Genomic DNA, 20,976 nt, shown 5'->3' with positions numbered 1-20,976 from the left:
AGAGGAGAAAGGGGCTTATGAGCAGCATGATTAGCGAAAAATTCACCGTTTCTCCTATCCATCTGTTTTTTATTGTGTACGTGAATATCATAGACATCAATTATTTGAGCTTTCAACATGATGTTGTAATGGATGCAGCCCAAGATGCTTGGGTCTCTACTCTTCTTATCTGGCTATGCACACATCTTTTAGTCTGGATGATGTTTAAAATCCTTTCCAATCAGAATCCCGTTACCCCCGATTTCATTTCCATCAATCCTGCCTATTTCGGGAAATTCCTTGGCGCATGCCTGAACCAGGCGATTATCCTGTATTTCGTTTTAGGAGCACTCGTTACGTATCGAGGTTACCTGGATTTGATTCAAATTTCCGCATTTCCCACAATGAATTTATGGCCAATCAGTATTGTCTTTCTCGTGCTTATTTACTACACGGTGTCAGGCGGCTTTCAAACCGTTACAGGGATCTGTTTCTGGGCCTTCTTTATTGTAATCATTATATTACTGCCAATTATTATCCTGTTAATGTTAATACCTAATCTGTATCCTCAAAACTTATTGCCTTTCTTCAATCATTCCCCGATGCAGATCCTGAAGTCAACTCATCAGATGGCGTTTAGCTTTTTGGGAGCCGAGGTTTTACTAGGGATATATCCGTATATACAAACGCAAGCGAAGTCGCAAAAATGGGCGCATATTGCAGTGGGGATTTCTGGCTTGTTTTTTTTAGTCTCCTTGGTCGTTTGCCTATTGTATTTCAGCCAAAGTCAACTTCTTCACATGGTGTGGCCGGCGCTGAAAGTGATCGGAATACTTGAAATACCGCTGTTTCAAAGAGTGGAGTACATTCTACTTTCGATATGGCTGCTTAAAACGCTTGCCTGCGTCTCTGTCAGATTATGGATTGCTTGTCATAGTTTGAAGATGTCTTGGCGGACAAAACCCATTCACAATTTAATTGTTATCCTTGTCCTATATGTAATCTTACAGTTGTTTATTAAAGACCCCGAGCATTTAAGAACAATGAAAATGCTGCATTCGAAAGTTGGGTTTTATTTTGCCTTCATCTACATTCCGATTGTGTTCTTCCTTACCATGGTAAGGAAGAAGTTCAGTAAGGGGGATGTTCCAGCAAAGTTGACACCTTGAAGCGCAGATCAGTTGTCGAGTCGTAGCCAACAAACTTACTACAACATAAAACCCCGAATCCACTAGCGGGAAACAGGGTTTTTAATGCTGTAATTCATTTTTGTTGTATTGGATTCGTTCAAATTAGGCGATAACGCCTTTCTTGAGAATGAGATTCGCATATAAAGCACTTTCGCTTGTAGCAATGATGGCATAGGCTTTGCGTGCACGGTCGTAGAACTCGAAGCGTTCAATCATTTCGAAGGTCTCGCTCTTCCCGGTCCGCTCGCGGATAATCGTTTCGAAGGTGCCCCAGATCGGCGTCTCCGCCTTGTCACCGGGTACAACCTGCATCAGCGTCACCGGCTTCTCGACGTATTGATCCAGCGGGAACAATTGCAGAATGGCGTTCAGTAGCTCCGGCGCATTGTGGCCATCGCAGCGCACCAAACGCTGCGCGTTGCTGGCTGCAGGGTAATTCCCGTCCCCGATGACGATTTCGTCGCCGTGGCCCATTTCCATTAAGATCTTGAGCAATTCAGGTGAGATGATATTCGGGATTCCGTATAACATGAATGATCCTCCTTGAGGTAGTTATTCTTATTTGTATAGTGCTCCGAAATTGTTGCATGCCCGGTAGTCCGCGCTCTCCGGATTGTCCGTACCAAACAGCGACCAAGCGCGTGGACGGAAAATGTTCGCTTCTGGCACATTGTGCATATTGACCGGAATACGGAGCATGGAAGCCAGCGTAATCAGATCCGCACCGATATGGCCATAGCTGATGGAGCCGTGGTTCGCGCCCCAATTGTCCATCACATCGTAAACGCTGCGGAACGCACCTTTGCCGGTCAGCGTAGGTGCAAACCACGTTGTCGGCCAAGTCGGATCTGTACGTTTGTCGAGCGTATCATGGACATGCTCCGGCAGGTCGACCGAATAGCCTTCTGCGATTTGCAGAACAGGTCCGATTCCCTTCACGAGGTTGATGCGGGACATCGTCATTGGCATTCCGCCACGGGTCAAGTAATCCGAAGAGTAGCCGCCGCCTCTGAAGTATTCCAAAGAGGCCGGGCGCCATGAGGTAGCATCTAAGCAGCGTTGCGCATCCTCCTCGCTGATTTCCCAGAACGGCTTCATGACCGGTTTGCCGTCACGCTCCTGCTGACCTGTTCCGTCAAGCGTTGCCGGCCCGGAGTTGATCAGATGAAGAATGCCGTTCTCGGCATGGCCTTCCAAGCGGTGCCCCGTCACGCGTTCAACGGAATCCGGACTCCAGAACGTGCGCACATCGGCGAAGATTTGAGCGGTATTCGTCAAGAGGGAGCCGAACAGCATCACTGCGCCGTTTAGACTGTCATTCTCTGTGGCCACTATGTAAGGCGCACGAATGCCGTTCCAATCGAAGGAGGAATTGAGCATCGCCTCCAAGAAGTCGCCATTCGGGAAATGGTCGGTCCACGCCCGCTGCCCCTGGAAGCCTGAAACGATGGCGTTATGGCCAAGCGCTTCTTCGCCATACCCAAGCTCGTCGAGCCTTGGATTGCCAACCATCAGGTCTCGGGCAATCTGCGTCATTTTGACAACCGTCTCCCAGTCCTTATCCTTCTGTTCGCGGGTAGTACGGATCGATTCCGGATTGTTGTCCGGCCCTTCCAAGCAGTTCTTCTTCACCCACTCGAGCGCAAGCTCGTATTCGGCAGGATCGTAGATGCCCTGTTCCATGCGGCGAACAAACTCGGTCATATCTACATAGTCGGTACGCATACCGAGGTATTCTTGGAAGAAAGCATCGTTTACGATAGAACCTGCAATCCCCATGGAAACCGAACCCATGGACAGGTAAGTTTTCCCTTTCATATAGGCGACAACAAGTCCCGCACGGGCAAACCCGAGCAACTTATCATGCACATCCGATGGGATCGACGTATCGCCCGTATCTTGCACTTCATTCCCGTAAATGCCGAAGGCAGGGAGTCCCTTCTGTGCGTAACCGGACAACACCGCAGCAAGATATACCGCACCCGGACGTTCTGTACCATTGAAGCCCCATACGGCTTTCGGAATCGAAGGGTCCAAATCGATCGTTTCCGTACCGTAACACCAGCAAGGTGTTACCGTGATAGATACCCCAACGTTCTCACGTGCAAATTTGGTGCCGCAAGCCGCAGCTTCCGCAACGCCGCCGATGCAGGTATCTGCAATGACGCATTCTACCGGTTCCCCGTTTGGATAGCGCAGATTTTCCGAGAATAGCTTCGCTACCGACTTCGCCATCTCCATCGTTTGTTCCTCGAGCGACTCACGGATTCCTTTGCGTCTGCCATCAATTGCAGGTCTAATCCCAATCTTGGGAAATGAGGATTCAAATCGAGTGCCGATATCTGCCACAGTTAATCCCTCCATAATCAATGTTTTGAGACGATGTTACCGATAACATAAAAATAGCAATGAAACCGCTTGCTGTCAATCCGTTTGTTGTATAATATTAGTGCATGATTTGTCGATAAGGAGTACGGATAGCATGGTTACAATCTATGATATTGCGGCGCAAGCGAATGTGTCGGCAATGACCGTTTCGAGGGTTATCAATAACACTGGGAAAATCAGCGCGAAAACCCGTTTGAAGGTGAAAAAGGTGATGGATGAGCTGGGGTATGTGCCTAATCAGATGGCGCGCAGCCTTGTATTACAGCAAACCCGTATCTTGTTCCTGCTCATAACGGACATTATGAATCCTTTCTATACGACACTTGCGCGCGGTGCTGAGGATGCTGCACGCAAACAAGGCTACCGCCTGCTGTTTGGCAACAGCGACGAGAGCCTGGATAAGGAAGGGGAATATATCAATACCATTCTGACCACCCGGGTGGACGGTGCGCTTCTCGCGCCGGCAGGCGATCCTTCGCTCCCCCACTTGGAGCAGCTGCGGAAGCACAATGTTCCGTTCGTCCTCCTCGATCGCGAGGTACCAGGCATCGCTTGCGATATCGTCCTCGGCGACAGCAAGGATGGCGCTCGCTCTTTGGTTGAACATCTCGTGGAGCAAGGACATCGTCGTATCGCACTCGTGAACGGTTCTCCTTCGATCTCAAGCGCCAGGCTTCGCTTGCAGGGTTTCCAAGAAGCGATCAAGCTGAACGATCTGACGCTGCGCGAACAGGATATTCATGAAACAACCTTCGGACCGCATCTGGATGTCGAGGCCTTGGGGCAATGGATTGACAGTATGGTTGGGGAATCGATGCCTACTGCAATTATGGCAGGAAACAATGTCCTTGCGGTGGTACTTATCCGACTGCTTCGCGAACGCGGACTGCGTATTCCGGAAGATATTTCGGTTGTCTGTTTCGATGATTTCGGGTTGAACTCCGAGATGGACCCGTTCATCACCGTGGCCGCGCAGCAAGCCTATCAATTCGGTTATTTAGGGATGCAAATGCTGATCGAGCGGATTCAAGAACGCAACAGCGCGCCTCCGTGGAAGCGGATCATGCTGCCTGCGGAGCTCATTGTGCGGCGTTCGGTGAAGAAACAAGGTTAGAACTGCTAGAAGAGACGTGTGATTGGGCAGCGATCGTTTCGTTTTCTGATGACGATCGGCTTGTCCGATGCACGTCTTTTTGTTTTGTCCATATCGTGCGTGTCAACATTTACGGCTGGATGCCGTGAAAAGCTGTCGATTATTTACAAAGTATACTTTAAACATGAAGTTAATCATAACGCTGTAAAGACCTGAATTTTTTCGTTAATACAGCGAATCCATCATTGAAAACGCCTTCTTTAAAGTATATATTAGTATGTGTAAGTATACTTATTAAGGAGGTTAATTATGAAGAAGGTAAAGCGTTGGATGATTTTGATGACTTGCTTGGCGGTGCTCATTCCGTTCATTCCGGGTCCAAAAGCAGCCGAGGCCGCTGTGCTGCAGACGGATATCGGAAGCTTTGAGTCGGGAACGGACGGCTGGCAATGGGGCAGCAACGTCACCGGATTATCGAATGTAACGAGCAGTCTGAATGGTCCGCAAACGCCATACAGCGGCAACCGCATGGGCGAGCTGACAACCTCATCGGTAGCGGGAACGACGTGGCGATCGACCTACAAGAACTTTTCCCCTGCTCTCAACGTCTCCGCGACACCGTACTTTCACGGCGCTTTCAACACCTATGGCATAAACCCATCGCATACGCAGTTCGAGGTGAGAATTACGTTTACCAGCGGCACCCAAACCTTAGTCTCCACGCAAGCCATTGCCGGTGACTCCTGGAACGAGCTGAGTGTCGACCTCAGTGGCTGGGCTTATCGGACGAACATTACGCAGATCGAAGTAGCTTACCGCTCTGTCACCTACACTTCCGCTTGGAACGGTAAACATCAGCTCGATAATATCGGATTCTCTGCTTACCCCGCCTCTTATCCCGGCTCGATTAGTTCGGTATCTGCCAGTTCTACGCAGATTACAGCAGCCGGCACCTACACCACCGCGTCCTCGGTCCAGCTTGACCTGATCGAGCTTCAAACCTATGAACAATACAACATCAACACCACTTACACCGCTGATGCCACACAAACCGTAACGCCAAGCGGCGGGGTTGCCAGTTTCTCACTCTCCACCGCGCGTTATGCCTCCTCCCGTGACAAAGTCTACTCCAAGTTCGTAGTCATCGATCACACCACCAAGAAACTCGTAGCAAGTCCCACTTATGTCACGCAGCAAACGGCCTCCGTCAACACGTTCGCTTTTCCAACGGCAAGCTCGATCAAAGGACTGCAGGTCCAAACGGTCGATGACGCGCAGAAGCTCGGCATCAGCCACGCGGCATTAAATGTGTCCTTCAACGAGTTGTTTCTAGATAGCGCAACAGGAGCCATACCATTCGTGATGGACGGCACTACTTATTATTTCAAGCAATCTTACATTAATGGGCTTGACCATGACATCAAGACCTTGTCGGATGACGATGTCATCGTGAGCCTTATTCTGATCATGTACTATGCAGCCGGCACGATAAACTCGAAGCTCCTTCATCCCGATTATGCCGGCGGCACTGTTGCGGCAATCAATACAACCAATGCCGATGGCGTCAGGTATTGGAAAGCAGGGGTCGAGTTCCTCGCAAGCAGATACACGAGAAGTGATGAGTTGTACGGAAGAGCCGTTAACTATATTGTCGGCAACGAAGTAGACTCACAAGCCTATTGGTACGACATGGGCAATAAGCTGCTGCAGGACTTCGTAGAGCAGTACGCACGGGCGTATCGCATTGCGGAGACTGCTGTGAAGAAGTATTACTCTAATGCAAGAACCTATATCTCCTTGGATCATTACTGGAACGGAAGCGTAGGATCCGATGCGCTGCGAACCTACAAAGGCAAAGGAATTATGGATGAATTCAACAAGCGAATCACTGCGGAGGGGAACATCCCGTGGAATATCGCCTACCATCCTTATCCGGAGGATCTGTTTGATCCGACGATCTGGAACGATACGAGCGTGACGAACAGTTCAGATACCGTCCGAATTAATTTCAAGAACCTGCAAGTGCTGACCAATTACATCGGAGCTTCGAACTATTTGTATGGCGGGAATAAACGGCGAATTATATTGTCCGAGCAAGGGTTCCACTCCCTCAGCAACTCGCTGGCGGATCAGAAAACGCAGGCTGCCGCGTACGCCTACTCCTACTACAAGGCGAAATTCCTTGGCGGCATCGACTCCTTCATTCTGCATCGACATGTAGACCACGGCGGAGAAGGCGGCTTAAACCTCGGATTATGGACACGAGATACGACGAAATCGGTGCTATATGCGCCGAAGGATCAGAAGTACATCTACAATGTGTTCCAGAAGATCGATACGAGCGATTCCGCGGCGGTGACGGATTTTGCGAAAGCGATTATCGGGATTAGCGACTGGGCTTCCGTCATCCCAGGTTATAATGCATCTCTACTAGCCGACCGAACGCCTCCGGTAGCTGGCACGCTCTCGTCTGTGGGCTCCATCACGCCGACGGCTAATGTGTCCACCTTCGAATCTTCCACGGATGGCTGGGCCATCTCCGAATATTCGCAATCGGCATCGACCGTATCCAGCTTCGCCAATAGTCCGGGTACTCCGTTCAGCGGTACCAAAGCCTTAGAGATTAACATCAACAACGCCACAACCGGCGATGGCGAAGGCGGTGCACGGGCGGAGAAAGGCATCACGAAGGTGCTCTCTTCGCCTATCAACGTGACGGGCACGCCTAAGTTCCAATTTGCTTTAGATTCGTATGGGGCTTGCCCAGGTGCCACGCAGTATAATGTGACCGTCCGACTTTACAGCGGCAGCAACATCATTGAAGGTAAAGCGACGATGACACCGGATACGTGGAACAAGTATTCGATGGATCTTAGCGGCTGGGCATACAAAGGCAGCATCGACAAAATTAAAATCTGGTTCAGCGCCAATTCTACTTCGATCTGGAATGCGTACTACCAGGTGGATCAGATTGGATTTAGCTCTTAGAGTTAGGGATAGATAGAAAAAAGGTCACCTAGTAGGTACTAGGTGACCTTTTCCTTAATTAACCGACACTTCGTCGCTGATCCCGATATCATCCATCATCACTTTGCCTTGATCGCTCGTGAAATAGAAGGTAACTTGCGTCAGTTCTGCAGGGTCGAACGCCGGATTCGCTTCCTCGAACCGCTCGAATGGCAGATTGTACGTCTGAAATACCGCTTCAGTCGGCACTTTATACTTGCCGTTCTTGATCGTTTTCTCGAGCCACGGAAACCTTGTAAAGATCGTATAAGGCAGCGGTGTAACCGGTTTGAACTCGTCTAGCGGCAGGCGAACCGTCGCGCCGTCCACGCTCTTCAGCTCCACATCTATATCTGGAAGCGGGACGTCGCTTCCTTCATCATCATCCATCAAGTCTTGCTCAAGGTTCGTCATCGAGAACATGAGCTGCTTGTCATCGCCGGCCTCACCGACCTGCTCGCCGACACTATCCGGCAGTTCCAAAGTAAAGCTGCCATCTTCTTCTTTCCACTGCAGCACAACGCCGCGGGAGCCTTTGTTGTTGCCGTCTCGATCCTCCGCACCTTCTTCTGTCCACTGCAGATTCTCGGCTTTCGCTTTTACGCCTCTGCTCATCTTCGACTTGTCGTAATCCTCGTCAATTCGAGCGAGCGGTAAGAAGCTACTGTCTTCGTAACGGTTGATAAACGTGGCTTGTGGAAGCCATTCCAAACCCGTGCGATAATCGCTGAACAGCGGCTCGTATTCCTTCTTCCCATAAAGCGCGGCTTCCAGAAAAGCGCTGATATACACTTTGGCAATTTCACGCTGATCTTCTGCCGGAATCATCCCGCTTCTGCGCAGCAGCAGACCGCCGGGCAAGCTATCGTCCATCGTGCCCCAGTCCGTGTTAAACCGGCTGTGGTTCGCCTCTCCAATATAGAGCGTCGCCTTGAATCGCTCCGAATCCGGAGAAAACGTCGTACGGATATACTGCCGTTCACCGTTAAATGTATCCACATCACCGTCACTTGCACCTTGCAGCGACAAATAATATTTATCTTTCAATTCGGCCTTCATTTTATCCACGTTCGTATCTGTCGGCGCCACGCCTACAACGGCTTGAATGTTGATGTTGTTCATGCTGGCCAGCGTCTTGTCATCCTTAAACCATTTGTTGCGGTCCGCCGCCATAGCAACGGCCTGTCCGCCTCTGGAATGGCCAATCAAGGCCACTTGCTGCAGATTAACCGACTGATAGAACGGATTATCCTTCTGCTCGCTAAACACCGCAATTTGCTGCAAATGCTTCAGCAGCATCCATGCCCGAACCTTCATATCGTTGTTCGGGATATTGCCCCAGAAGGAGTAATTCAAAAAATTCTCATCGACGGAAACCGCGATGAAGCCTCGGCTTGCAAGCATTTCACCTAGGTACTCATAGCCAGCGTCCGAGAATTGCTCCATCAAATGATTCCCGTGCACGATGAGAACAAGCGGATAATTGCCCTTCTCTTCGGGCATCCATACACGGCCATTCACAGGCAGCTCGTGTTGATCGAATCCCCAGAAGAATTGACGCAGCCAATTCCAGCGTTTAATGTATGGCGAAGCATCCACAGATTGCGAAGTTAGTTCTACACCCGAGCCGAATTCGTCGCGATGCGTATCATTCCCGCTGCCATAGGTGAAACTACGAACACGGTAAAGTCCGGGATCCGCGGGATTGTCGCCAGTCAGAAGCTCTACTCCCATAGAAGTCGGCGAATCCGAACCCTCGGTAGGCAGCGCAGTCACAGGAAGCGCGGCAGACTGTACATTCATCGGCCATTTATCAAAGGTCAAACCGGCCAGCGTAATGACAATAACCAACGTCACTTTCACAAGCACCGCGATCCGGCGGCTTGCAAGCATGCCGATAAACAGTCCGCCTAATACGCCGATCAATGCGAAGCTTATGCTCAAGATAATAGATAACGGATCCCCGATATCTGTTTCATCACAGATTTTATACATAACCGTCCCGGCAATAGCAAACACGGCCAATGTGAGCCGCGGGACGGGCACATAACAAAGTGTCAGCAAATACGCACCGATCACACCTGCTGCACCCATCACGATGACACCAAGCAGAATAATAAGTACGCAGTCAAAGAGGACACCAATCCCTGTCGGCATCCCGAGCGCTGCAATAATAAGCAATGTACTGCAAACCATCCACACGCCGGCTAAAGCGTACCGCCAAATGGTCGTGTCGTATTGAAAAGTATGTTTAGCCCGATCCAGCAGCCAACTCGCAAGTCTCTTCAAGAAACTCTCTCTCGCAGGTGGCGCCGGCATCGGCGTTATGAGTTCAAGTTCCATAGATGGCTCCTCGGATTCATAGATTATATCTCGATTATACGCCGCATTCGAGCCCTAACCAACAGCTATTTGTTGTCATTGCTGGGTTTCGCGAAAGTCACCTGAATGGATAGAATCTCGCTCCGACTACCAATCCGTATTGGCGGTCCCCATGTTCCGAATCCGGAAGAAACAAATGCATGCAATTGTCCTTTGAGCAAATATCCGTAATCCAGCTCAAAAATCCGTTTGGTCACCAAGTGATTCGGTGCCATCTGACCTCGATGCGTATGACCGTGCACCGATAGATCAACACCTGTTTGGGCAATCTCTCCGATTGAGCTTGGCTGATGATCCATAAGAATAAGCGGAAGTGAGCGATCCAGCCCCTCTACGAGCTCCGCAGCTGGTTTTCGGTGATGATCGGATTTGTCCTTACGCCCGATGAGGTAGAAGCGATTGTCAATGAGCTGCGTTTCGTCAAGCAGTACCGGAATGCCAACTTCCTTCATTTCTTTGACATAAATAGGGACACCGCCGCCGTAATTCTCATGATTGCCCAGTATCGCAAACGTGCCGTACGTCGCTTTGATTTCCGCCAATTTGCGTCCATATTTATGCTTCACGAATGGCTCTACAGCATCGTCCAGCACATCACCAGGCAGCAGCATGAGATCCGGCTTCAGCGCATTCACTTGATCCACCAGACGCTGCAGATGCCTTCCGCGTACTGTCGATCCGAGATGAAGATCCGAAGCAACTGCGATATGAAGCGGCCCCTCATCTCCTGCTGACTTCGGAATCGCAACCTCGTACCGCCGAATAATCGGACTCCAGGCATTGAATGAGCCAATGGCCAGGATGATGCACAAAATCGCGATGACCGCTATACCGGTTATTAGGATCGAATCTCTGTTTGAGATCGAACCAGCGCGAATGCCCCATGCAGCCAAATCGGCGAAGGGAAGAAGCAGCACACTATATTGCATCACTGCAATCCAATAAGACCCGATCCATTTCAGACCTTCCCCCATAAATCCGGGCAATGCTTTGCGAAGCAGCCTCGCTAGCAGATAAGAGAATGCTACGATGCCAAACACCGGCCAAAACAACCCCGAAGGAACATTGCCGCCCGCTTCTGAAAGAAATAACTGCAAATGCCATCCGATGTAAACCTGCAAGCCTAGAAATATCGATAGAATGATTGTCAATCTAACGGCCATAGTGCCTCCCCGCATGGAGCTTCTCCACGAATTCTTATTTCTTTGTCTCTCTTAAACTCACTTTATTAGTATACCGATTCCAAAAGCAAATAGCGATTCTACAAGATCGTCGGCAAACCCTATAAAATCGCAAAAAACTGCAGCATCGCGACGCTGCATTCTGCGTTGAAAAGGGATTACTTCTTCTTCCCGTCTACTCAAACTTCACATTGAGTGCTCGGTTCGTGAACGCAAAAAAAACCGACCAAGCTCTGCTGGGGGGCGAGAGCCGGGCCGGGTGATACCGAGCGGTTCTATTATTGTTTCCGGAATAGTCTTGGCGGCAAGCTGAACCGTTTCTTAAAGGCACGTTCAAAATGCGGAAGCGTATTAAAGCCGGATGCAAAGCAAATTTCCGTAACAGGCAGCTGTGTCGTCTTCAGCAGCGACTTGGCAAATTGCAGCCTCAGCTCCTGTACGTAGCTTTGGAAGGTGGAGCCTGTCCCTTTCCGGAAGCATTCGCTGAAATAATTAGCGGACAGTCCGCAATAGGATGCCACTTCTTCAAGCGGGATGGCTTCCCGGAAATGATGCTGGATATAGATCAGCGCTTTACGTACCGATGATTGAACCGGCTGCATAGGGTCAGGCGTTGAGACTTGCGTCGGCTGGGTTCCTTTGCATTTGCGCGAGAGGTCGATGAGCAATCGCTCTACACTGCCTTGGATCAGCAGGTCGCTGCCTGCTTGCCAGTGCAGCGTTTCATCCCAGATGCGCTCGTACTCCCGTTCAATCGTATCGATTTCTTCCCCAACATACCAGTACGTATGCTCCGTATTCGGACCGAAAAGCAGCTCGAAGAGCGGTTCTCGGATAAATTGCTCTTTGAATATAAAGTCGTACAGCTGGAGCGTCTCTCCCGGATCGGACTTTAAGCTATGAAAGTCGGCCGGGGTCAGCAGAAATGCCGAGCCCCTCGTCAGCCGAGTTGGCACGCCGTTCAGCACATGCGTACCGCTGCCGGATACAACAAAGCCCATTTCAAAAAACTCATGCCAATGCGTATCAATCAATCCGTCAATGGAATGCTTGAAGAGGCGGAAGGGAGCAGACAAAGTCATATAACTGTCGTTTAATAATCGTTCTGGGCCTTTATAGACGCTCATCTCACTCTGCCTTTCGCCTGTAGTTGATGGTTCGTGTGCGGTTCTCTTCGTTATCCGTATTATACGTTAACGAAGTCGCTTCCTGCGATATCTTTACCGCGGGCAAGCCAAATCTTGAAGTTCGGGTTTTTCTCCGGAATGACGCGTGCTTCGGTAGAGAAGTAACGCATCGTGTATCCGCAGCGGCGGAACGGGCTCGGGTTCGGCGTAGCGCCGTGAATGATCCGCGAGTCGTGGATCGAGCATTGTCCCGGCTCCAGCTCGAAGTATACGGCTTTGGATTCATCAATATTCTTGATTTGCGTGTTGAAGATGCTGTCATCTGTATCGACGTCTTCATAATCGGAGAAGCCGTTGCTGTGAGTACCCGGAATGACGCGCATACAACCATTTTCTTTCCAGCTGCGGTCAATTGCAAGCCATACGGTTGCGATTTTGTCATAGCGGCTCAGACGGCCTTTCCAATACGCGGAATCTTCATGCCAAGGTGTCTGTTTGCCAATGAGCGGCTCCTTGCAGATAAAGTGGCTCGACCACAAACCGATGTTCGGTCCAATGATCGGCTCCACCAAATCAAGCACTTCATCGCTTAGCAGAAACTTCAAGAGACGCTCGTCGCGGAAATGCGGCGTGTCGAGCTCGCTGTTCAGGCGACGGCCGACCAGCTCCCATTGTTCCTCGAAGATTGCGGAAAGTTCAGCTTGCTTCTCGGCACTGAACAATTGGTTCTTGTACAGGGTATATCCATTTGTATTGTAAAAATCCACTTCTGCTTGTGTCAATCGACCGTTTGCGATATTGGACATTTGAATGCCTCCTAAGCGATATTAATCTGTTTCTATTATCGCTCGCTTCGGCATCCATCTGCTTCGCATCTTTACCGATAAAGTATGCATATCTTCGGCAATCCATACAAGCCGCAGCACCATCCGGTGCTGCGGCTCGCGTTATCAGCTCATTAATGATACGTAAATTCTCCCATTTCGACGCCGCATGGACCGCCGTCCGGATTTCCTTCCAGCTCGACCTTTGTTCCGTCTGCTTTGTAGAGCGGGTTGTAATGTACATTTATCCGGCTCGCGGAAGAGTTCGCGTAATGGCAAATGAACGCACGGCGGAATTGGTCTTTCGTTTTGTTCCGATATGAGCCGTGGATCAAATTTCCATTAAAGAACAGCACATCGCCCTTCTCCATAATGACAGGCATGACAACGCCGTCTTTAGGCGGTTTCACATAATGGGTCGTGAAAGATTCCGTCGTATCGGCCTCATCCGGACATGAAATTTCATGTGCATGCGTCTTCGGAACAACGAGCAGTCCGCCATTCTCTTCATAAGCATCATCGACTGCTGTCCATGCCGCAATGCAGTTGCCGGGTTCAACCTGCAAATAGAAATTATCTTGGTGCAGCGCTTGGCCTCTGGAGCCGGGCGGCTTGTAGTAGAACATACTTTGCGCCGCATACGCTTCTTCTCCGTATAGATCAGCCAGCACTTCCATAACCGGTTGATGGAGCATATATTTCATCGCCGTGTCGTTATACCGATGCGGATGCATGACACGCGGATAACGCTGCAGCGGATCGGTAACACCCTGCTCAAGGTTAGGTTCAAAATAGCCCGGAATCGTCTCATGGCTCATCGTATCGAAGGTCTCTACAATTTCAGACAGATCTGAAGGCGCGAATAACCCTTTCACAATGAGATACCCTTCCTTATCGAATTGCTGCTTTTGTTCTGCCGTGAGAACTCGCAAAGCGTCTGACATGCCACTTCCCCCTAGTAAATAAGTAGATGATAACAGTACATCACTGTATCTTTATTGTAGTTAATTTCATGCGAATGCAGAAGTAAGAATGTTGCTAATTACTCCTACTATCCTGCTATAATGAGTTTCAGAGGAGTGAGCCGGACATGAGCACAAAGGGACCCGAATTACCTTCCTATATCAAGGAACAAGGCGGAAATAGGGTCATCGCCAACCATTTTCAACAGCCCGACAACTACTCCATTAAACGGTCAGAAGGGATGGGTGATTGGCTCATTACCTATACGATTGCAGGCGAAGGTTATTTTCAGATCGATGGAGTGGAACGATTCTGCCAGACAGGGGATGTAACGCTGATGCAGCCCGGTGTGCCTCACCAATATGGCACGCGTATAGGGAGCACCTGGAATTTCGTATGGGCGCATTTCACACCGCGATTTATGGAGACTAGCCTGCTCCCGAACGAGAGGCTGCTTATTCATGCGATCGACAGTAATGTAGCAAGGAATCGCATTCATCAAGCCTTTCATCGGCTAATCTCCGATTCCATCGAGCGGAGCTTATACTGGAACGAATTATGCGAGAGTGCGATGCGCGAAATCCTGCTGCTGCTCGCCCAGCGTTTGTCCAAGCAAGTGGATCCCCGCATCGAAGAGATCCGGCACTTGCTCTCTACACGAATGCAAGATCCGATTCGAATCGATGAGTTGGCCCAAGCAGTCGGACTATCGCCATCAAGACTGTCGCACTTATATAAAGAATCCACCGGGTCATCCATTGTTGATTCACTCAACGACATGCGAATCCGCCAAGCTGCCCTCCTGCTGGAGCATACCGACCGGCAGGCCTCCGAAGTCGCACTCGATGTCGGCTTTCAGAACTATAATCACTTTGCAGGTCAATTCCGCAAACGGTATGGCATGAATCCACGTGCGTATAAGCATCGCGAGAACAAAGACTAAAGAACAAGACTGACCCCTCCCCCTATTAAAGCAAGGATGTGGTCAGTCTTGTTGGTTGTCATGCTTACGCACCGGGATTGCCTGGTTTCAGCAGCATGTTAAGCTGCTCCAGCAGGCCTCCGCCGCCGCTTCCCATGAGAGAGATCGTACCGATCTTCTCGCAAATCTTCTCGAGATATTCCAGCTCCTTCAATCGAAGCAGTGTCTGATTCTCATCCATGAGCTTCGCCGTATTCAGCAAGCTGCGGGTTGCCGCCGTTTCCTCTCTTCTTGTGATGAGATTAGCCTGCGCCCGTTTTTCTGCCAGAATAACGGTGTTTAGAATCTCCTTCACATCCCCGGGGAGTACAATATCCTTCACTCCTGCTGATAGAAACGCTACCCCGTATTCCCCTTGCTTCTGACGAAGCCGTTGAAGGACAAATTCGCCTACCTCTTGCTTCATCTGCAGCAACTCATCGAGCTTTAATGTGCCCACGTACTCTCGCAAAACGAGCTGTAAGGCAATATACAGCTGCTCCTCAACAGAACGGATTTGAATGGTTTGCAGCGGATCCGCAACTTGATACTGACAGACAAAGTTGAGCCGGAGCGGCACTTTGTCCTGTGTCAGCATTTCTTGACCGGTCAAATCGATCTGCTGCCTCCGCAGATCGATCGTTCTCACGATAACCTGAACATTGCTCCTCCAGAAGTAATATTTCCCCGGTCCGAGCTGCCGCTCTAATACATTGTTATAGTAGAGCATTCCGGTTTCCTGTACGCCAACATCAAACGTCTGTACCATGTTTCCCAGATGAGGCAGAATCGCTAGGTCAATCTGGGATGTCAGCTCTGGTCTGGTCAGATCCACACGCACAAACGATTGTTTCTTGAGTACATGCCAGAAGGCATACTTTCCTGTGCGATATACGCCGGCAAACTTACCGTCCTCGTACCTGAGCGCAAATTCAGCATCTGTTACATCCAGAACGACGAGATCTGCAAGCAACCGTGCGTCATGAAGGAACAGCTCCAAATCTTTACCGGGTACTTGAAAGGGCTTCGTAATGTCAAGCACTTCTACCCGTGCATCACTGAATGGGGAGAAACGGTAAACACCCGGCTCCAAGTACCGGACATAGCTGCCTTTTTGGAAAAGCAATCCGCGCTGGTCGTTTTGAATGTTGATTCTCGTGAACATATCTATCGAACCTCCTTAGGGTTGTTGTAGAAGTAAGCGTTGAATCTGATCGAGAGCTCTCCTGATTGCAGGCAGCGGAGTTGCGCTTAAGCATGAGAAGGCTGTGCACTGTCTTTGAGGTTTTCCGGCGGAGGGATCAGCCGCGTCAAACTTTCGGCTGCTCTGCCATCCCTATTCACACGCAAAGACGAGCTGCATGGCGAATTCATGCGGTATCCACGAACTGCAAGCTCCTGCTTCAGTGTCCTCTTCGGACTGAGAGCTCACGTCATCAGAATCATTTTCGTTCGACGTCAAGTCGAATAAGATCTACGCCATAGTCGCTTCTCAGGCGAGCGGGGAATCGAACCCCTTTTGTATGATTGAGACATTCCTGACCTACAGCAAACTCCGGCACATCGTGCCAAGTACTGCGGGATGGTTGGACATCCACGCCCGGTTAGATCAGTGCACCTCAAGCTCCTTTATTATCACGCATGCGTCTAACGGCGAACATGGCAGAAGTATTACAACGATCGCAAAAACATAAAAAAACCGACTGATCCATCAGTCGGCTTCATTCTTTATAGGATTGCTTTCATTTGTTCATAAACGGCAATGCAGTTTCGAGTCTTCTTCGCTTCATAGAGGCATTTGTCTGCGTAGGTAACCAGCATCTCTTGGTCTTGTTCAACCGTAGGGATTAGAGTTGCTGCTCCCAAACTGATGGTCAGATAACTGCTCACCGTCGACTTACTGTGAGGGATGCGGTTATTCTCTACCCGTACCCTCACGAACTCGGCCAGCTCAGCTGCTTGTTGTCTAGTAGTATTCGGAAGTACGATGCCAAACTCTTCGCCGCCATAACGAGCGATGAAGGAATCCGGCATCTGAAGCGAATCCCGAATTTCGGAAGCGACCGTCTTGAGGCACATGTCGCCGCCTTGATGTCCGTAGGTGTCATTGTAGCTTTTGAAGAAATCAATATCCAGCATAATTAGCGACAACGGCGCACAATCGACCCTATGTTTCTCCCACTCCACGCGCAGCTGCTCATTGAAATATCTCCGGTTGTACACCCCGGTCAAGCCATCCAAGGAAGAGAGCTTCTTCAGCTCGTCGTTAGCCAGCTGCAGCTTGGACTCTACTGCAATCCGGCTAGTAATATCCGAGAGTGAAACGAGCACACTTGTAATCTGCCCGCGACTGTCCAGAACCGGCGCTGCATTACAGGAAACCATAACGGTGGACTGATCCGCCCGTTTATACACGAATTCGGAATTGGACACCACTTGCCCCGTTCGAAACACATGTGCGACCGGATAATCCTCCTTCGGCATTAGATCACCGCTAAAATCGTACAAGACCCAAGCGTCATCCGAATAGGTTCGACTGAGAATCTCTTCCTTACCTAAGCCGAAGACATCCTCCGCCATCTGGTTAGCCATCGTAATTTGTCCGGTTGCATCCACGACGACAATCGCGTTCGGGACCGTTTCGATAATGGTGCTCAGTCGTGATTCGCTCTCTTTCGCCGCTTGCTCCAGTTCCTTGCGCTGCGTCACATTCTGGAAGTAGATGGACAGTCCGTCCTTCGAAGGATAAATGTGCACGCCATACCAGGCTTGCAAGAACGGCAGATATTCCTCCGCAAAGACCGGCACTTGCTGTTTCATCGCTTCTTGATAAGAGCTGAAAATAGCAGTACCGACGATATTCGGATAACAATCCCATAACAGTCTGCCCATAATGCTCTCACGATTGTTGCCGAGTATCCGCTCAGCTTCACTGTTTACATAAGAGAAGGTCCAGTCATTGTTCAGCGCCATAAACGCATCCGTAATACTTTCCAATATGTTATTCAAACGGGCCTGTGTGACCTTGAATGCTTCCTCTGCTTGCTTCAGCTGCGTAATGTCTCGGCTGACGGAAACAACTCCCTTCACATGACCCGCGTTATCGCGTAGCGGTGAATAAGAGGTTTGATGGTAGGTAAAGCCGGTTGGCGAGCTAATCGACCAATCCAACACGGTGTTTCTTTCAAGCAGCGCCTTCTGCTGGGCTTCTTCGTGAAGCTTCCCGTTGTCCGCATTGAGCAGCTCGTGAATGGTTTTGCCGGAATAGAACGCATGCGGATCATGGATAAGCGAATCCATAGATCTGCCATACACACCGGTCAGCTTCAGTTCCGTATCAAAGGTAGATACCACTTCGTCCATCGATCCGACCAACAATCTGATCCGCTCTTCATTCTCGATCATGGCCCGTTCAACCAAACGCTGCTCCGTCACATCAATGCCGATGCTAATAATCGAATCAAGTTCGCCTTGCTGCCCGTTCAGAATCGTATTCGACCAAGCGATCAGCCGAAGCTCCCCCGTCCCTGTCCGCCAATGGTTCTCATGACGGGTTTTCCCATTAGCACTCATGAGGTTATCGAAATGCACGCGCACGGCAGGTTGTTCTTCTACCGGTACGAGAAAATCAAAGATTGAACGCCGCTGAACCTCTTCGAACACATAACCGGTCACTTGCTCACAGTATTGGTTAAACCGAATGATACGACCATCCGGATCGGTAACAACAACGAGAGATGCCGCCGTCTCGATGATCGAAGAAACAAAGTTTCGTTCCGCACTTAGAGCCCCAATCTGTTCCAAAATCGTCTCCGACATGGAGTTGTAAAATCTGCACAGCTGCTGAAATTCCAAGGTAGCGTTATTAAACACTTCCGGTTCGATGCGGTAATTATAGCCGCCTTCTTTGATCTGTTTGACGCCCGTTAACAAATGGTTCAGCGGGTCTGTGATCTTCCTTGCTGTTCGGAACATAATGAAAACCGCCGCCGCCATCGCAAGCAAAATAAATAGGCTCGTATATTTGAGCTCCGTGTAAAGCGAGGCTAATACGTCTGCCTTGGCCGCTTCACCGATAACAAGCCAACTGCCGTTATTCGCATACGTATAGGCGCCGTAGACGGTTATGCCACGATAATTCGTATAAGCAGACTTGGACTTGCTGCTCAACTTTGCTCTTTCAATGATGGCAGTCTGAATAGGCTTCGAATCGAATTCGGCTGTACCAGCGCCAGCTCCCGTAATTAACTTATCTTCCGCATCGACGAGATAGGTTTGTCCACTCTTTCCGTAGGCGAATTGCTTCATCAAATGCTCGATGGTCGTCAAATCAACCGTTCCCGCAACAACGCCTAAGAATTGTTGATTCGCATCCAGTACTGGAGCTGCAAACACGATGATCCGTTTCCCATCTCTTCGCGATACGATGACATCCGAAATAGACTCCTTGCCTTGCTGTGCTGCGATAAAATAAGGACGGTCCTTCACATTCAAATCACTTTCGGATAAAACGCTGTAGCCTTCCTTATTGATCAAGCCCATGGCTTTAAATTCGTTATGTTTGCTTTGGGATAGGTTCAGTATGGATCCAATTTCACTCCGCTCCCACTTCTTCACGGAAGGCAGACTCGCGATCATACCCATTTCCGACATCCGGTCGGACATCCATTTATCAATATACTGCTGCTGCAGTCTGATCGTTTGTTCCAGCTGATTATGAATATCTCGTTCTTGATGATCCAGCTCAAAGTAGGAGAAGATCGCGGTGCAGAAAACACCGACGATGAGTACGAATACGACGCCTAACATGCGGAGCCTGCTGTTTAGCATATTGATCTTGAATCTGTTGTGGAGAAAGGTTCTCATAGGCAGTCACTCCCCTGCTGTCAGTCATCGACATAATCATCCTTCTTTTAGCATTTATTCGACATTCGTTCGAGCAATCCTTTAATTTCGATCTTAATTTCTGTCGAGTTTTGTCGTTTAAAATGATACTAAAAAAGCCCGCACAATGCGCGGGCTCGCTCCATCTATTTCTCGCATGCAATGCCGTCCTTATCTCCATCAAGCTTCGTACTGTAGCCGGGATCGCCTTTGTGGAGCGGCGCTTTGCCGGCTTCCTTCACGGCAGCGCAGCTTCGGTAAACAACGGTTTTACCCGGTGCAGACTCGGCATCCTGAGCACCGGCTGAGTCCTCCGCTTCATCGAGCGGCGACGTAACTTCAAGCGCATCCTCCGCTATGATAGGCGTTATCGCTTCAAAGCCACCCGTGTCCTCCCACATCTCTTGAAATTGCGCTGCGAAGGACTCGGCAACCTCGCTGTTGCGAAGCACCATCAGCACTTCATCGTTATCGGTGCTGGCGGATTTCGAATAATTGAACGAACCCGTCGTTGCAATTGCCCCATCGGCGATCGTCATTTTCAAATGCATCAGCCCGCTGTGCTTGTTGATCTTCATCGGAATGCCTGCGCTTCCGAGCAGCTTGAGCGCTTCTTTCTGTGCTTTGCCGCCCGACTGGGTTCGGTCGGTTATGATGCGAACGGCAACCCCGCGCTTCTTCGCCTTCTTGATCGCATCGACGATATCCGGTTTCGTTAGGCTGTAGATCGCAATATCAAGCGAGGTTTCCGCGTCATTGATCACGCCTATTAGCAGTTGATCCGGCTGACCGCCGGCCTGCGTAAATGCCCATTCCGCTTCAATATCTTTCACGGTAGCGGGCTGGGAGGACGAGGAAGAAGCATAGATAACGCCCACTGCAGCACAAGCTGCCAGAATAATAACGGAAAGGATGTATTTCATGATTTTCATGCTGAAGAGGCTCCTTCACTTACCCGTTTTATCCTAGTCTACCACGAAGAGGTAAAAATCAGCCAA

The 20,976-nt window shown here is 49.9% G+C and carries 14 protein-coding genes; 4 read left to right on the top strand and 10 right to left on the bottom strand.

Annotation, left to right across the window (positions count from 1 at the left end):
- Positions 1–17 precede the first annotated feature (17 nt).
- Positions 18–1,148 (top strand): GerAB/ArcD/ProY family transporter, encoded by a 1,131-nt coding sequence (locus AC50Y3_RS00835; protein ID WP_494816890.1) that lies wholly within the window; start codon positions 18–20, stop codon positions 1,146–1,148.
- Between the two features lie 123 nt (positions 1,149–1,271).
- Here AC50Y3_RS00835 and AC50Y3_RS00830 read toward each other — a convergent pair whose 3' ends face one another.
- Together AC50Y3_RS00830 and AC50Y3_RS00825 are read right to left on the bottom strand one after the other, a co-directional pair.
- On the bottom strand, positions 1,272–1,700 hold the full coding sequence (locus AC50Y3_RS00830) for an RbsD/FucU family protein (RefSeq protein WP_494816889.1): 429 nt from the start codon (positions 1,698–1,700) through the stop codon (positions 1,272–1,274).
- A gap of 27 nt (positions 1,701–1,727) precedes the next feature.
- Positions 1,728–3,533 carry an L-fucose isomerase gene (locus AC50Y3_RS00825; protein WP_494816888.1) on the bottom strand — a complete coding sequence of 602 codons (1,806 nt, stop codon included), beginning with the start codon at positions 3,531–3,533 and terminating at the stop codon, positions 1,728–1,730.
- Positions 3,534–3,651: 118 nt separating this feature from the next.
- Here AC50Y3_RS00825 and AC50Y3_RS00820 point away from each other — a divergent pair, with 118 nt between their 5' ends.
- Together AC50Y3_RS00820 and AC50Y3_RS00815 are read left to right on the top strand one after the other, a co-directional pair.
- The gene (locus tag AC50Y3_RS00820; RefSeq protein ID WP_494816887.1) at positions 3,652–4,671 is read left to right on the top strand and encodes a LacI family DNA-binding transcriptional regulator; all 1,020 of its coding nucleotides are present in this window, start codon (positions 3,652–3,654) and stop codon (positions 4,669–4,671) included.
- Positions 4,672–4,959: 288 nt separating this feature from the next.
- Positions 4,960–7,638 carry a DUF5722 domain-containing protein gene (locus AC50Y3_RS00815; protein ID WP_494816886.1) on the top strand — a complete coding sequence of 893 codons (2,679 nt, stop codon included), beginning with the start codon at positions 4,960–4,962 and terminating at the stop codon, positions 7,636–7,638.
- 54 nt (positions 7,639–7,692) lie between these two features.
- Here the strand turns inward: AC50Y3_RS00815 and AC50Y3_RS00810 are convergent, their stop codons facing one another.
- The 5 genes from AC50Y3_RS00810 to AC50Y3_RS00790 form a co-directional block, all read right to left on the bottom strand.
- Complete coding sequence (locus AC50Y3_RS00810) at positions 7,693–9,999, bottom strand: alpha/beta hydrolase (RefSeq protein WP_494816885.1); 2,307 nt, start codon at positions 9,997–9,999, stop codon at positions 7,693–7,695.
- Positions 10,000–10,064: 65 nt separating this feature from the next.
- The gene (locus AC50Y3_RS00805) at positions 10,065–11,201 is read right to left on the bottom strand and encodes a metallophosphoesterase (protein ID WP_494816884.1); all 1,137 of its coding nucleotides are present in this window, start codon (positions 11,199–11,201) and stop codon (positions 10,065–10,067) included.
- A gap of 296 nt (positions 11,202–11,497) precedes the next feature.
- A complete protein-coding gene (locus AC50Y3_RS00800) occupies positions 11,498–12,346 on the bottom strand; it encodes a helix-turn-helix domain-containing protein (protein WP_494816883.1) in 849 nt (282 codons plus the stop codon).
- 59 nt (positions 12,347–12,405) lie between these two features.
- Positions 12,406–13,152, bottom strand: coding sequence for a phytanoyl-CoA dioxygenase family protein (locus tag AC50Y3_RS00795; protein WP_210654958.1), 747 nt, complete (start codon positions 13,150–13,152; stop codon positions 12,406–12,408).
- A gap of 152 nt (positions 13,153–13,304) precedes the next feature.
- Positions 13,305–14,114, bottom strand: coding sequence for a phytanoyl-CoA dioxygenase family protein (locus AC50Y3_RS00790; RefSeq protein WP_494816882.1), 810 nt, complete (start codon positions 14,112–14,114; stop codon positions 13,305–13,307).
- Positions 14,115–14,260: 146 nt separating this feature from the next.
- On the opposite strand from AC50Y3_RS00790, the gene AC50Y3_RS00785 reads away from it, so the two are divergent.
- Entirely contained in the window at positions 14,261–15,076 is an 816-nt protein-coding gene (locus AC50Y3_RS00785) for a helix-turn-helix domain-containing protein (RefSeq protein ID WP_494816881.1), read from the top strand.
- Between the two features lie 64 nt (positions 15,077–15,140).
- Here the strand turns inward: AC50Y3_RS00785 and AC50Y3_RS00780 are convergent, their stop codons facing one another.
- The 3 genes from AC50Y3_RS00780 to AC50Y3_RS00770 form a co-directional block, all read right to left on the bottom strand.
- Positions 15,141–16,259, bottom strand: coding sequence for a slipin family protein (locus AC50Y3_RS00780; protein ID WP_494816880.1), 1,119 nt, complete (start codon positions 16,257–16,259; stop codon positions 15,141–15,143).
- 563 nt (positions 16,260–16,822) lie between these two features.
- Positions 16,823–19,960, bottom strand: a complete 3,138-nt coding sequence (locus AC50Y3_RS00775; RefSeq protein ID WP_494816879.1) for a diguanylate cyclase domain-containing protein — start codon at positions 19,958–19,960, stop codon at positions 16,823–16,825.
- A gap of 164 nt (positions 19,961–20,124) precedes the next feature.
- Positions 20,125–20,910 (bottom strand): phospholipase D-like domain-containing protein, encoded by a 786-nt coding sequence (locus tag AC50Y3_RS00770; RefSeq protein ID WP_494816878.1) that lies wholly within the window; start codon positions 20,908–20,910, stop codon positions 20,125–20,127.
- Positions 20,911–20,976: the final 66 nt, after the last annotated feature.

Source organism: Paenibacillus sp. J22R98, assembly GCF_059383835.1.
This window is presented reverse-complemented; position numbering and strand designations above follow the sequence as displayed.

Bases quoted from the DNA above. Each gene is read 5' to 3' on its own strand.
- AC50Y3_RS00835 (WP_494816890.1), top strand. From the start codon at position 18: ATGAGCAGCATGATTAGCGAAAAATTCACCGTTTCTCCTATCCATCTG.
- AC50Y3_RS00830 (WP_494816889.1), bottom strand. From the start codon at position 1,700: ATGTTATACGGAATCCCGAATATCATCTCACCTGAATTGCTCAAGATC.
- AC50Y3_RS00825 (WP_494816888.1), bottom strand. From the start codon at position 3,533: ATGGAGGGATTAACTGTGGCAGATATCGGCACTCGATTTGAATCCTCA.
- AC50Y3_RS00820 (WP_494816887.1), top strand. From the start codon at position 3,652: ATGGTTACAATCTATGATATTGCGGCGCAAGCGAATGTGTCGGCAATG.
- AC50Y3_RS00815 (WP_494816886.1), top strand. From the start codon at position 4,960: ATGAAGAAGGTAAAGCGTTGGATGATTTTGATGACTTGCTTGGCGGTG.
- AC50Y3_RS00810 (WP_494816885.1), bottom strand. From the start codon at position 9,999: ATGGAACTTGAACTCATAACGCCGATGCCGGCGCCACCTGCGAGAGAG.
- AC50Y3_RS00805 (WP_494816884.1), bottom strand. From the start codon at position 11,201: ATGGCCGTTAGATTGACAATCATTCTATCGATATTTCTAGGCTTGCAG.
- AC50Y3_RS00800 (WP_494816883.1), bottom strand. From the start codon at position 12,346: ATGAGCGTCTATAAAGGCCCAGAACGATTATTAAACGACAGTTATATG.
- AC50Y3_RS00795 (WP_210654958.1), bottom strand. From the start codon at position 13,152: ATGTCCAATATCGCAAACGGTCGATTGACACAAGCAGAAGTGGATTTT.
- AC50Y3_RS00790 (WP_494816882.1), bottom strand. From the start codon at position 14,114: ATGTCAGACGCTTTGCGAGTTCTCACGGCAGAACAAAAGCAGCAATTC.
- AC50Y3_RS00785 (WP_494816881.1), top strand. From the start codon at position 14,261: ATGAGCACAAAGGGACCCGAATTACCTTCCTATATCAAGGAACAAGGC.
- AC50Y3_RS00780 (WP_494816880.1), bottom strand. From the start codon at position 16,259: ATGTTCACGAGAATCAACATTCAAAACGACCAGCGCGGATTGCTTTTC.
- AC50Y3_RS00775 (WP_494816879.1), bottom strand. From the start codon at position 19,960: ATGAGAACCTTTCTCCACAACAGATTCAAGATCAATATGCTAAACAGC.
- AC50Y3_RS00770 (WP_494816878.1), bottom strand. From the start codon at position 20,910: ATGAAAATCATGAAATACATCCTTTCCGTTATTATTCTGGCAGCTTGT.